We start from the raw sequence: 12,672 nt of genomic DNA on the forward strand, positions 1-12,672 counted from the left end.
CGGCCCGGCGGTCACCGGGCGCCGTCGGCCACGAGGAACGGCGCCGCGGACAGCCACTCCCGGCCCGCGGCGAGGTCGAGCATCGCCGCCGCGACGTCGGCCTTGGGCACCGGAGCCGCCCGCAGGCCGGGCGCGGTGTCGGTGAGCCGGGTGCGGCCGGTGCCGGGCCGGTCGACGAGCCGCGGCGGGCGGACCTGCGTCCAGTCCAGCGACGACGCGGCGAGGACGGCGTACTCGCCCTCCTTGTCCTCCACCAGGTCGCGCGCCAGCCGGTGGGTGAGCGCCGAGATGAAGCGGGCGCTGCCGGTCTTGCGGTCCCCGGGCACGTCCGCACCGGCCCCCGAGACGCCGACGAAGCGGCGCACCCCGGCCGTGGTCATCGCCGCGACCAGCCGCGGCACCGCCGTCCGGCCGACGTCCCCGCCCGAGGTGCGCGTGACCCCGACGCACCACAGCACCGCGTCGGCGCCCTCGACCGCCCGGGTGAGCAGGTCGCCGTCGCGGACGTCGCCGGTCAGCCGGGTCGCCGCGTCCCCGGACGTCCCGGCGCCACGGGCCACCGCGACGACCGTGTGCCCGCGCTCGGCCGCCAGCCGCACTGCGTGCCGGCCCACACCACCGGCCGCTCCCAGCACCACCACGCGCATCCCGACTCCTCTCGTCGCGTCAGGTTCCCTGACGTATTCAGGATGCCAGTTAGTGTGACGGTGTGCAGCGGGCGGACGGGCGCGGGCGGTTGCCCCTGGCCCACGTGCTGCTCACGGCCGGCCGGTCGCTCGACGCCCTGGCCCGCGAGGAGCTCGCCGCCCGGGGCTGGCCCCGCCTGTCGGGCGCGCAGTCGCTGGTGTTCGCCTACCTCGACGCGGACGGGACGCCGCCCGCCGAGCTGGCCCGCCGGCTGGGCACCACGCGGCAGGCCGCGCAGGACCTCGTGGGCGGCCTGGCGCGGACCGGCCTGGTCGAGGTGGTCGCCGACCCCGCGCGCCGGGCGGGCCGGCTGGTCCGCCTGACCGCCTCGGGCCGCGACCTCACCGCCGACGCGGTCGCCGTCTTCGCCGACCTGGAGGCCGGTCTCGGCGACCGGGCCGCGGATCTGCGGCGCCTGCTGACCGGCCTCCCGGAGGGGGCCGCCGCGGAGCCACGGCGCGAGGAGACCGGCACGGGCTGAGGGTCCCCTGGGCGCGTGTCGGTGCTGCGGGCTGGACGTCCTCGACGCGGAGGTGGAGACCGTGTCCGGTGGAACGCCTGATCAGCGGCGGCACCTGGCAGTCGGTGTCGTCGCTGCTCACCATCCCGGAGGCCGGTGAGGCGAGGTCACTCCTCGTGCGGTGCTAAGCTCGTCCCACTCGACCCTCACGTCACAGTCGAGATCTCGGCGGGCCGACTCGGCCCTTGCGACACCGCCCTCCCTGCACCGGTGAGCCCCACCGGCTCGTTCGGCCGAGTCCGCTGCACGACCTCGCTTCGTGTGCCTGGTGCACCGACGCACCGCCCATGACCCGGCGCCGCCTCTGGTGCTGCCCATCCGCGCCGGCTGTGGCGCGCTGAACGAGACGGACCCATGTCTCCAGTCCTGCGCTCTGTCCCCAGGCCGCGCCTGAGCCGACCCGCATGGCTCTCCCCGTCGGTCGCCCGCACCGAGGTCCTCGCCGGCCTCGTCGTCGCGCTGGCCCTGATCCCCGAGGCGATCAGCTTCTCCATCCTCGCGGGCGTCGACCCGCAGGTGGGCCTGTTCTCCTCCTTCGTCATGGCCGTGGTCATCGCCTTCACCGGCGGCCGCCCGGCGATGATCACCGCCGCCACCGGCGCGGTCGCCCTCGTGGTCGCCCCGCTGGCCCTGGAGTACGGCGTCCAGTACCTGTTCGCCGCCGTGATCCTCGGTGGCATCTTCCAGGTGCTGCTCGGTCTGTTCGGGTTCGCCCGGCTGATGCGCTTCATCCCGCGCAGCGTCATGGTCGGCTTCGTCAACGCGCTGGCGATCCTGATCTTCACCGCGCAGCTGCCGCAGCTGCGCGACGTCCCATGGCTGGTCTATCCGCTGGTCGCCGCCGGCCTGGCCATCATCTTCCTGCTGCCCCGGCTCACCACCTCCGTCCCTGCGCCGCTGGTCGCGATCGTCGTGCTGACGACCCTGGCCGTGGCCGCCGGCTGGGAGATCCCCGACGTCGGCGGCGAGGGCGAGCTGCCCGACAGTCTGCCGTTCTTCCTGCTGCCGGATGTGCCCGTCACCTTCGAGACGCTCGGCATCATCGCCCCCTTCGCCCTCGGCGTCGCCCTCGTCGGCCTGATGGAGTCGCTCATGACGGCGAAGCTGGTCGACGACATCACCGACACCCACTCGGACAAGACCCGCGAGTCCTTCGGCCAGGGCGTGGCGAACGTGGCCTCCGGCTTCTTCGGCGGCATGGGTGGGTGCGCCATGATCGGCCAGACCATGATCAACGTGAAGTCCGGTGCCCGTACCCGGCTCTCGACGTTCCTCGCCGGTGCCCTCCTGCTGGTCCTCGTGGTCGCCCTCGGTGACATCGTCGCGGTGATCCCGATGGCCGCCCTGGTCGCCGTCATGATCTTCGTGTCGATCGCGACCTTCGACTGGTACTCGCTGCGGACGATCCACAGGATGCCCAAGAGCGAGACGACCGTGATGCTCTCGACGGTCGCGGTCACGCTGTTCACGCACAACCTGGCGATCGGCGTGGGCGTGGGCGTCCTCGTGGCCTGCGTGCTCTTCGCCCAGCGCATCGCCCACCTCGTCGACGTCGACCGGGTGGTCCAGGGTGAGACGGCGCGCTACACCGTGGACGGCGCGCTGTTCTTCGCGTCGAGCAACGACCTCTACACCCAGTTCGACTACGCCGGGGACCCGGAGAACGTGGTCATCGACCTCTCCAGGGCCCACGTCTGGGACGCCTCCACCGTTGCCGCCCTGGACGCGATCACCCACAAGTACCGGACGCGCGGCAGGAACGTCGAGATCGTCGGACTGCAGGGCCATTCGGCGGATCGCTTCGACCGGCACACCGGTCAGCTCGACGGCGCCCACTGATGGCCACACCGGCGACTCGGGACGGCCGTGCAGAAGGCCGTCGCAGCGAGCCCTGTGACGAGGGAGTGACTGACACCCCGCGCGGCGCACTGATGCAGATCGGCCAGGTCGCCGACCGCACCGGCCTGAGCCTGCGGACGATCCGCTTCTACGAGGAGAACGGGCTGGTGATCCCCCCCGCCCGCTCCGAGGGTGGGTTTCGGCTCTACAGCGACGACGAGGTCGCCCGCCTCGAGACGATCAAGCGCATGAAGCCGCTGGGCTTCAGCCTCGAGGAGATGCAGCAGGCGCTCACCCTCCTCGCCGATCTCGAGTCCGGCACCGGTGACCGAGCACAGCTGATCGACCGTCTGCAGATGTTCCATGCTGCGGCCATCGCCCGGGTCGCCGCGCTCAGGGAGCATCTCGCCGTTGCCGAGGGGTTCGCCGAGACCCTCGTGAGGCACCTCGACGCCGGCCGTGGAGAAGACGTTGCGGGAGGTCCGACTCGGCGTACCAGGCCGACCGAAGGCAGGTGAGGCAGTGGTGGACGGTTCGCCAACCCCGCTGACGTACGTGGCAGCGACCTCTCGGTTCGTCGGCGGCGCCGCCGACGACGAACGTGCGACGCAGGTCAGCCGTCGTCGCGGGTGGCGACGGCCGGCCCCGCGGCGCTGTCAGGTGTCCACGTCGGACGAGATGGTGCTCCGTATCTCCACTGCAGCGCCGACTCGAGCGTCTGTCGTGGCGTGGCGAAGTGCCCCTCGGGCTGGACGGTGTAGGAGCTGGACGGTGTACGAGGTGCAGGTGCGGGCAGGTCGCGTGGCTCCTGCCGGCCAGGTGCCAGTGCATCGCCCACCCCGCGTGGATGTGTACCTCTCGGGTTCGGTCGGGACGCGATGTTCGGCGACTGCTCCGCCACGCCCGCCCGGAGACCACCTCGGGCAGCGACGACGTCACCGGCGAAGCGCTGGAACGCCACGCCTGCCACCAGGTCGCCGGCGTCCCACCGGCTGGGCTGCCTGAGCTGTGTCCTCGAGCGGCCCACTCGGACGTCACCGGGGCCCAGAGGGCCGCCGGCGCGAGTAGCGTCAGCCCTGACGCCGGGATCGTTCCGCGTCGATGGCACGTCACACAGCCGGCGTCTCATGCACGGCCCTCAGATCGAGGGCCGCGGCCGAGGTCACCCCTTCGGTATTCGCAGACCGGAGGCCGCCGTGGCCCGTGACCAGACCTCCTCACCGCCTCCCGCCGTCCGAGCACTGGAGCGCCTCGGCGCGCTGTCCCTGCGCCGGGTGTCGATGGACGAGCTGCTGCAGACCATCGCCGACCTGGCCAAGACCGTGATGCCCGGCAGCCCCGAGGCGTCGGTGACGCTGCTGGTCAGGGACCGCCCGAGCACGGTGGCGTCCACCGGCCAGCTGGCCACCGACCTGGACGAGAGCCAGTACGAGCGGGGCCACGGCCCCTGCCTGCACGCGGCCCGCACCGGCGAGCTGATCGAGATCGCCGACACCCGCACCGACAGCCGCTGGCCGGACTACCTGCCCCGGGCCGCCGAGCACGGCAACCTCAGCTCCCTGTCGATCCCGCTGGCCGTCGACGAGGATGAGCAGGTCTCCGGTGCACTCAACATCTACGCGCGCGAGCCGCACGCCTTCGACGAGGACAGCCGGACCGCCGCCACCCGGTTCGGTTCCTACGCGACGGTCGCCGCCGGCGACCTGCACGCGTACCGGAGCGCCCGCGACCGGGCCGACGACCTGCAGGCCGCGCTGGAGACCCGGGGGGTCATCGACCAGGCCAAAGGCATTCTGATGGACCGGCACAAGCTGACCGCCGACCAGGCGTTCCAGGTCCTCGCACAGATGTCGATGAAGGCCAACCGCAAGCTGCACGCGATCGCCGACGACCTGGCGCACACCGGCGAGTCGCCCTCGGGGAACTGGTTCTCCGGGACGCGCTGACGTCGTCCACCACCCACCGGGTCTCCGGACCCCGCGGCCTCCGGAGACCCACGAGCAGCCGCAGCGGGTCGTGCCGCTGTCGGTCGAGCAGGTCGCGGCGCTCGCCCGGGCCATGCCGGAGCGCTACCGGGCCATGGTGTTCACCCAGGCCGGGCTCGGGCTCCGGATCGGTGAGCTGCTCGCGCTCCGCGCCCAGGACGTCGACTTCGTGCGCCGCAGCGTGCGCATCGAGTGGCAGTCCACCCAGGGGTCGAAGGGCGAGCGGAGCGAGCCGAAGACTCCTCGGTCGAGGCGGACGATCCCGCTGCCTCGGCTGGTCGCCGAAGGCTGACCTCCCACCTGGCGGCATCCCCACCGGCCCCGGACGGAACGATCTCCACCACCCGCAGGGGAGACCCGCTCGGGCACGAGTACCACGGCCACGACCTGAGGGCCGGGCGGTGACCGGGGCGGGGCCACCGAAGGGGACGACGAGCCACGACCTGCGGCACCACGACGTCAGCGTCCTGCTGACGGCCGGTGAGTCGGTCGTGGCCGTCGCCGAGCGGCTGGGCACGAGGACGCCCCGCTCGTCCTGAGCACCGACGGGCATCTGGTGCCGGACTCGGACGAACGGACGCGCAGCGCTGTCGACGCGGCGTGGGACGCGGTCGGTGCCCCGGGTGTGCCCCAGATGTGCCCCGGAGCGCTCCCTCGGTCCGCTAGTCGGCCAGCTCGACGACGACGGGAGCGTGGTCGCTGGCGCCCTTGCCCTTGCGCTCCTCCCGGTCGATCAGCGCGTTCGTCACCCGGCCGGCCAGCGCCGGCGTCCCGAGGACGAAGTCGATGCGCATGCCCTCGCGGCGGGGGAAGCGCAGCTGCGTGTAGTCCCAGTAGGTGTAGACCCCCGGGCCCGGTGCCAGCGGCCGGACGACGTCGGCGTACCCGGCGTCCACGACCGCGCGGAAGGCGGCCCGCTCGGGCTCGGTGACGTGCGTGGAGTGCGCGAAGACGCTCATGTCCCAGACGTCGTCGTCCTGCGGCGCGATGTTCCAGTCGCCGACCAACGCCACCTGGGCGGCGGGGTCGGCGGCGAGCCAGCCGCCGGCCGCAGTGCGCAGCGCGGCCAGCCACTCGAGCTTGTAGTCGTAGTGCGGGTCGCCCAGCTGCCGGCCGTTGGGCACGTAGAGGCTCCACACCCGCACGCCGCCGCAGGTGGCGCCCAGGGCGCGGGCCTCCGCGGCCGGCTCGGCGCCCTCCTTCGCCGCCCAGGTGGGCATGCCGGGGAAGCCCACCTCGACGTCGGTCAGCCCGACTCGCGACAGCACGGCCACGCCGTTCCACTGCGAGTGGCCGACGTGGGCCACCTCGTAGCCCAGCTCGCGGAAGCGCGCCTCCGGGAACTGGTCGTCGCGGCACTTGGTCTCCTGGAGGGCCAGGACGTCGACGTCGCGGCGCTGCAGCCAGGCGACCACCCGGTCGGCGCGGGTGCGGATGGAGTTGACGTTCCAGGTCGCGAGGCGCACGGCACCCGACCCTATGCCGCACCTCCCGGCCCGGCCCGGTCACCGCCCGGGCAGACCCGGAACACGGCCGGGACACGGCCGTGGCCTGCGGAGACGCAGCTCACGCCCGACCGGGTGTCCGGCGGGTACGCGGGGTACGCATCACCCGTGACAGTCAGCCGTGAGTGGGATCATGGCCGGATGACCACGACCCGGACGAGTGGAGCCGGCAGGAGCGAGTCCGCCCCGTCGCGGGTGTGCCCGTGAGCGACGACACCCACAGCACCCGCCCGATCGGCGAGGCGCCGCCCCTGCCGCCCGTCCCCCGGGGCGCGGGCACGGTGGGGCGCGGGCGGCCGGAGACGCGCACGCTCGGCTCCGTCCTCGGGTGGACAGCCCTCAACGCCGTCGTCCCCGGCACCGCCTTCCTCGCCGCGGGGCGCCGCCGGCTCGGCACCGCCGTCCTGGTCGTGACCGCGCTGCTCGTCGCCGGAGGCGTCTGGCTGGCCACCGTCGGCCGCCGCAGCGCCCTGCGCCTCGCCGTCGACTCCGACAGCCTGGTCTGGCTGATCGCCGGCATCGCCGTCCTGGCCACGGCCTGGATCGCGGTCATCGTCGCCGGCCACCGGGCACTGCTGCCCCGCCGCAGCACCCGCCCGCGGCTGGCGCTGGGCGGGCTCCTCGTCCTCGCGCTGGTGGCGGCCGTCGCCTATCCGGCCTACCGGGTCGGCACCGTCGCCGTCGCACAGCGGGGCCTCCTCGACGGCGTCTTCGCCTCCGACCGCGAGTCGGCCACCGTCGTCGACACCCCCGACCCCTTCGGCACCAAGGAGCGGGTCAACGTCCTGCTCCTCGGTGGCGACGGCGGCGAGGGCCGCGAGGGCGTGCGCACCGACACGGTCATCGTCGCCAGCATCGAGACGGCCACCGGCGAGACGACGCTGTTCAGCCTGCCGCGCAACCTCCAGGACCTGCCCTTCCCCGCCGACAGCCCGCTGGCCGAGGTCTACCCCGACGGGTTCGAGGGGGCCAACGAGTCCGACAGCCTGCTCAACGCCGTCTACCGCACCGGGCCGGCCTGGTACCCCGGCATCCTGGGCCCCACCGACGACCCGGGCGCGGACTTCCTCAAGCTGGGCGTCGGCGAGGCCCTCGGCCTGCCCATCGACTACTTCGTGCTGGTCAACCTCGACGGCTTCAGCCGACTGGTCGACGCCCTCGGCGGCATCACGGTCAACGTCAACTACTACGTGCCGATCAACGGCGAGCCGACACGGGGCATCCTCCCCGACGACTACATCGCCCCCGGCCCGAACCAGCGGATGGACGGCGCGACCGCGCTGCACTTCGCCCGCGGCCGCTTCGGCCTCACCGACTACGACCGCATGGACCGCCAGCGCTGCACGATCAATGCGATCATCGCCGAGGCCGACCCGATCACCCTGCTCGACCAGTACCAGGAACTGGCCGCCACCACGCAGGACATCGTCAGCACCGACATCCCGCAGTCGGCCCTCGACGACTTCGTCGACCTGGCGTTCCTGGTCAAGGACGCCGAGATCCGCAGCGTCGTCTTCGACACCAGCCTGATCGACCCGGCCTACCCCGACTACCCGCGGATCCGGCAGATCGTCCAGGAGTCGATCGCCCCGGTGGCGACGACGACCGCGCCCCCGCCCGCCCCGGGTGACTCGGCCTCGGGCTCCGGCGCGGCGACCGACCAGACGCCGGCTCCCCCGCCCGCGGCGCCCGCAGCCGACGTCGGCGACGCGTGCGCCTACGACCCGGCGCAGGCGCAGGCGGCACTGGACGAGGGGGAGCCGCCCACCCGCAACGGGTGACCGGCACCGCGCCCCACCGCTCGCGGGCTCGCGGGGACCCCGCAGCGGGGTCGCCCGCCTCCGTCGGGTCCGGGCGTCGCGGTCGGCCGTGGTCTGGTTGGCTCGTCGTCAGGCCGGTCCCACCGGCCGGGAGCGGAGGCGACATGGCGGGCGGACCGGCACGGCGGGACGACGGCGGCGCGGCGCGGCGCAGGCGGCTGGTGGCGCTGCTCGTCCTCGGCGTCGGGGTGGTGCTGCTGGTCTCCGCGTCGACCTGGTTCGTCGCCCAGCGCACCGGCATCGGGGCCGCCCAGCTGTCGGTCGGGGTGCTCCTGCTGGGCGTGGCCGCGTTCCTGTTCGGGCGGGCCCGTCCCCGCTGACCCGTCGCTTTGCGGTCGGGCGTGACGCGCACCACACTCCGGAGGACCGAGCGGTCCGAGGACAGGAGACGCGCGTGCAGCTGGACAAGCAGGAACTGCTGCGGGTGCTGCGCACCCAGGGTGACAACGACACGGCCCAGAAGGTCGAGGCCCAACTGCCCGACGAGATCGACACCGACCGGGACGGCGACGCCCTGGCCGGCGTGGGACTCGACCGCACGCAGCTGATGGCCAAGCTGGCCGGCGGGGGTTTCGGCTCCTCCCTGACCCCGTGATCCCCCACGACGACGGGCCGGCACCTCGGAGGTGCCGGCCCGTCGTCGTCCGGGTGTCCTCGTCTCAGCCGACGTAGGGGCGCTCGCGGGCGAGCTCCTCCTTGGCCACGCCGCGGATGTGCACCGCGTCGGGACCGTCGACGATCCGCAGGGTGCGGCCCGAGGCGTAGAAGCGGGCCAGCACGGTGTCGTTGCTGACGCCGGCACCGCCGTGCACCTGGATGGCGCGGTCGATGACGTCGAGGGCCACCTTCGGCGCGGCCACCTTGATCGCGGAGATCTCGGTGCGCGCGCCCTTGGCGCCGTACTTGTCGATCAGGTCCGCGGTCTTCAGCACGTAGAGGCGGGCCTGGTCGATCTCGATCCGCGAGAGGGCGATCGCCTCGCGGACGGTGCCCTGGTCGGCCAGGGGGCGGCCGAAGGCGACCCGCTTCTGCGTGCGGTCGACCATCAGCGCGAGCGCCCGCTCGGCCATGCCGATGGCGCGCATGCAGTGGTGGATGCGGCCGGGGCCGAGCCGGGCCTGGGCGATCATGAAGCCGTCGCCCTCGCCGGAGAGGATGTTCGACACCGGCACCCGCACGTCGGTGAAGCGCAGCTCCGAGTGGCCGTGCTGGTCCTGGTAGCCGAACACCGGCAGGTGCCGGACGATCTCCAGGCCCGGGGTGTCGCGGGGGACGAGCACCATCGACTGCTGCCGGTGCGGGGCGCCGTCGGGGTCGGTCTTGCCCATGACGATGAAGATCTGGCAGCGCTCGTCGGCGGCACCGCTGGTCCACCACTTGCGGCCGTTGATCACGTACTCGTCGCCGTCGCGGACGATCGAGGTCTGGATGTTGCGCGCGTCGGACGAGGCGACGTCGGGCTCGGTCATCGCGAAGCCGGAGCGGATCTCGCCCTCGAGCAGCGGGTCGAGCCAGCGCTGCTTCTGCTCGGGGGTCCCGAACAGCATGAGGGTCTCCATGTTGCCCGTGTCCGGGGCGCCGCAGTTGGTGACCTCGGGGGCGATCGTCGGCGACCAGCCCATAATCTCGGCGACGGAGGCGTACTCGAGGTTCGTCATCCCCCCGAGCTCGTGGTGGAAGAGGTTCCAGAGGCCGCGCGCGCGGGCCTCCTTCTTGAGGTCCTCCAGGACCGGCGGGTGCTCGTGGTTGTCGTGACCGCGCTCGGCGCGCCAGGCGTCGTAGACCGGCTCGGCGGGGAAGACCTGCTCACGCATGAAGTCCCACATCCGGCCGCAGACGTCCTCGGCTCGGGCGGAGAGGGCGAAGTCCATGCCTCGGACGGTAGCCCGCGGCGTGACCGGTGTCGCACCGGGGTCACCTCGTGCCGGAGGCCGGGTCCCGTGCGGGACCCGGCCTCCGGAGGGCCCCTGCGGGGCCCTGCTTCACACGCGCGAGGAGCGGGCGACCGTGTTGACCGGGCCGAGCGCCATCACCAGGCCGACGACGGCGGTGGCGATGTGCAGCACGTTGTCGGCGGCGTTGATGTTCAGGAAGTCCCAGTCCTTGCCGACGGCGATCAGGCCGTAGACGAAGGCCGCGCCGTAGCCGACGGCGAGCAGCCACCCGTAGGTGCGGGCGCCGGACAGCGTGCGGGACAGCGCGATGCCGGCCAGGCCGATCACGATGTGCACGATGTTGTGCAGCGGGTTGATCATGAAGACCAGCAGCTTGTCCATGTTGCCGTCGGTCTGGTTGCTGGTGAACCCGTCGAAGCCGGTGATGAAGAAGCCGACGATGCCGACGAGGAGGTACACCACCCCGAAGGCGAGGGCGAGCATCTGGGGCCAGGTCATCCCCGACCGCGCGCCGGTGTTCCCTGTCGTAGCCATGGCGTTCGTTCCTCCGAGTGAGTGGCGCCCCGCCGGGTGGTGGGCGTCGGACGTCCGGTACCCCGCCGTGACCACCCGGAACGAGTCAGCCCCCGTTCGGGGGACTCTCGTTACCGGATCGTCATCGACCGGGACCGCTGTGCACCCGGACTTCGCAGGGACCGGCCTGTGCGGTTCGCCCCTCGCCCGGACGGAGGAGGGGCGGACCGCTCAGGGACGCGGCGTGCGGCGCGGCCGGCGGACGACGAACGGTCCGATGGCCAGCAGGTCGACCGGGGCCGAGCCGAAGCACTCCAGGGCGTCCCGGGGGTCGTCGACCATGGGCCGTCCCGCGGTGTTGAGGCTGGTGTTCACGACCACCGGCAGGCTGGTGCGCCGCTCGAAGGCGCTGATCATCCGGTGCACCAGCGGCTCGGTCGCCGGGTCGATGGTCTGGATGCGCGCCGTCCCGTCGACGTGGGTGACGGTGGGGATGCGCTCGCGCCACTCCTCGGCGACGTCGTGGACGAAGAGCATGTAGGGCGACGGGATGGGGCCGCGGCTGAAGATCTCCGGGGCCCGCTCCAGCAGGACCATCGGCGCCACCGGGCGGAACTGCTCGCGGCCCTTGACGTCGTTCATCCGCTCGAGGTTGGCCTCGAACCCCGGGTGGGCCAGCAGCGACCGGTGGCCCAGCGCGCGCGGGCCGTACTCGCTGCGGCCCTGGAACCAGGCGACGATGCCGTTGTCGGCGAGCACCTCGGCGACGGCCTCGGCGACGTCGTCGGGCCGCTCGTAGTCGATGGCCGCGGTGTCGAGCCACCGCTGGATCTCGTCGTCGCTCCAGCCGCGGCCGAGCGCCGCACCCGGCATCGGCTCGGTGCGCTCGCCGAGCTCGGCGGCCACGTGCAGGGCCGCGCCCAGGGCCGTCCCGGCGTCGCCGGCGGCCGGCTGCACCCAGACCTCCTCGAAGGGGCTCTCGGCGAGGATCCGGGTGTTGGCCACGCAATTGAGCGCGGTGCCGCCGGCCATGGTGAGCGTCTTCTCGCCGGTCCGGGCGTGCACCCAGCGGGCGAGGTCGACCAGGACCTCCTCCAGGCGCTGCTGGACGCTGGCGGCGAGGTCGGCGTGCGCCTCGGTCCAGTCGTCGCCCCTGCCGAGACGCGGGGCGAACTCGGTGAAGTCGATCCGCTCGGTGCGGAAGCCGCCGTCGTCGGTGGCGCGGATGAGCTCGGACAGCTCGCCGAGGAAGCGCGGCTTGCCGTAGGAGGCCATCGCCATGACCTTGAACTCGTCGGAGCTGCGCAGGAAGCCGAGGTGGTCGGTGAGCTCCTCGTACATCAGGCCGAGGGAGTGCGGGAGCGACTGCCCGGCCAGGATCTCCAGCTGCCCGTCGACGTAGCGGCCGGCGAGGTGGCTGTGCGCCTCGCCGCGGCCGTCGAGCACCAGCACGGCGTTGTCCCGCTGCGGTGCGGCCTTGCCCGCCGACGCCGCGTGCGCGACGTGGTGCTTGACGAAGTGCACCTTCGCCGGGTCGAGGCCGGGCAGCGCGTGGGCGAGGAAGTCCGGCGCCATCTCCGCGTAGCGCTTGCGCATGGTGTCGCCGTCGTCGAACAGGCCGGTCTCCTCGGGGGTGACCATGAGGCCGGGGTCGAAAGAATAGGCGACGGCGTCGAGCTCCTCGGGGCGGATGCCGGCCTCGGCCAGGCACCAGGCCGCCGACAGCTCGGGCAGCTCCCAGGCGCTCCACGGCAGGGGGCGCTTGCCGTGCTTGCGCCGGCTGAAGCGCTCCTCCTCGGCCGCGGCCACGACCCGGCCGTCGACGACCAGCGCCGCTGCGGGGTCGTGGTAGATGGCGTTGATGCCGAGGACCTTCACGTGCGCACTCCTCCCGCCCGGGCACCACGC

14 protein-coding genes are annotated in these 12,672 nt (G+C 73.0%); 9 read left to right on the forward strand and 5 right to left on the reverse strand.

Annotation, left to right across the window (positions count from 1 at the left end; genetic code table 11):
* Positions 1-11 precede the first annotated feature (11 nt).
* Positions 12-647, reverse strand: coding sequence for an NAD(P)-dependent oxidoreductase (locus BM165_RS13245; protein ID WP_075014006.1), 636 nt, complete (start codon positions 645-647; stop codon positions 12-14).
* Between the two features lie 62 nt (positions 648-709).
* On the opposite strand from BM165_RS13245, the gene BM165_RS13250 reads away from it, so the two are divergent.
* The 6 genes from BM165_RS13250 (at position 710) to BM165_RS25190 (ending at position 5,570) form a co-directional block, all read left to right on the forward strand.
* Complete coding sequence (locus BM165_RS13250; RefSeq protein WP_075014007.1) at positions 710-1,168, forward strand: MarR family winged helix-turn-helix transcriptional regulator; 459 nt, start codon at positions 710-712, stop codon at positions 1,166-1,168.
* 393 nt (positions 1,169-1,561) lie between these two features.
* Positions 1,562-3,046 carry a SulP family inorganic anion transporter gene (locus tag BM165_RS13255; RefSeq protein ID WP_075014008.1) on the forward strand — a complete coding sequence of 495 codons (1,485 nt, stop codon included), beginning with the start codon at positions 1,562-1,564 and terminating at the stop codon, positions 3,044-3,046.
* 65 nt (positions 3,047-3,111) lie between these two features.
* Positions 3,112-3,564 carry a MerR family transcriptional regulator gene (locus BM165_RS13260; protein WP_244274216.1) on the forward strand — a complete coding sequence of 151 codons (453 nt, stop codon included), beginning with the start codon at positions 3,112-3,114 and terminating at the stop codon, positions 3,562-3,564.
* Positions 3,565-4,242: 678 nt separating this feature from the next.
* Positions 4,243-4,992, forward strand: a complete 750-nt coding sequence (locus tag BM165_RS13265) for a GAF and ANTAR domain-containing protein (protein WP_075014009.1) — start codon at positions 4,243-4,245, stop codon at positions 4,990-4,992.
* 70 nt (positions 4,993-5,062) lie between these two features.
* Complete coding sequence (locus tag BM165_RS25185) at positions 5,063-5,323, forward strand: tyrosine-type recombinase/integrase (RefSeq protein ID WP_075014010.1); 261 nt, start codon at positions 5,063-5,065, stop codon at positions 5,321-5,323.
* A gap of 109 nt (positions 5,324-5,432) precedes the next feature.
* Positions 5,433-5,570 (forward strand): hypothetical protein, encoded by a 138-nt coding sequence (locus tag BM165_RS25190; protein ID WP_208976734.1) that lies wholly within the window; start codon positions 5,433-5,435, stop codon positions 5,568-5,570.
* 123 nt (positions 5,571-5,693) lie between these two features.
* Here BM165_RS25190 and BM165_RS13275 read toward each other — a convergent pair whose 3' ends face one another.
* Entirely contained in the window at positions 5,694-6,497 is an 804-nt protein-coding gene (locus BM165_RS13275; RefSeq protein ID WP_075014011.1) for an exodeoxyribonuclease III, read from the reverse strand.
* 242 nt (positions 6,498-6,739) lie between these two features.
* Between BM165_RS13275 and BM165_RS13280 the strand changes: the two genes are divergently transcribed.
* From BM165_RS13280 to BM165_RS13290, 3 genes are all read left to right on the forward strand, one after another.
* Positions 6,740-8,317: an LCP family protein gene (locus BM165_RS13280; protein WP_083427327.1), complete on the forward strand. Its 1,578-nt coding sequence runs from the start codon at positions 6,740-6,742 to the stop codon at positions 8,315-8,317.
* A gap of 143 nt (positions 8,318-8,460) precedes the next feature.
* Complete coding sequence (locus BM165_RS13285; protein WP_075014012.1) at positions 8,461-8,676, forward strand: hypothetical protein; 216 nt, start codon at positions 8,461-8,463, stop codon at positions 8,674-8,676.
* Positions 8,677-8,750: 74 nt separating this feature from the next.
* Positions 8,751-8,951 (forward strand): hypothetical protein, encoded by a 201-nt coding sequence (locus tag BM165_RS13290; RefSeq protein WP_075014013.1) that lies wholly within the window; start codon positions 8,751-8,753, stop codon positions 8,949-8,951.
* Between the two features lie 64 nt (positions 8,952-9,015).
* Here the strand turns inward: BM165_RS13290 and BM165_RS13295 are convergent, their stop codons facing one another.
* The 3 genes from BM165_RS13295 to BM165_RS13305 form a co-directional block, all read right to left on the reverse strand.
* Complete coding sequence (locus BM165_RS13295; protein ID WP_075014014.1) at positions 9,016-10,227, reverse strand: acyl-CoA dehydrogenase family protein; 1,212 nt, start codon at positions 10,225-10,227, stop codon at positions 9,016-9,018.
* Between the two features lie 111 nt (positions 10,228-10,338).
* Complete coding sequence (locus BM165_RS13300) at positions 10,339-10,785, reverse strand: DUF4383 domain-containing protein (protein ID WP_075014015.1); 447 nt, start codon at positions 10,783-10,785, stop codon at positions 10,339-10,341.
* A gap of 210 nt (positions 10,786-10,995) precedes the next feature.
* Positions 10,996-12,642: a carbamoyltransferase family protein gene (locus BM165_RS13305; RefSeq protein WP_075014016.1), complete on the reverse strand. Its 1,647-nt coding sequence runs from the start codon at positions 12,640-12,642 to the stop codon at positions 10,996-10,998.
* Between the last annotated feature and the right edge of the window lie 30 nt (positions 12,643-12,672).

It is taken from the genome of Geodermatophilus obscurus (assembly GCF_900115395.1).
In the GTDB taxonomy this organism is placed as follows: domain Bacteria; phylum Actinomycetota; class Actinomycetes; order Mycobacteriales; family Geodermatophilaceae; genus Geodermatophilus; species Geodermatophilus obscurus_B.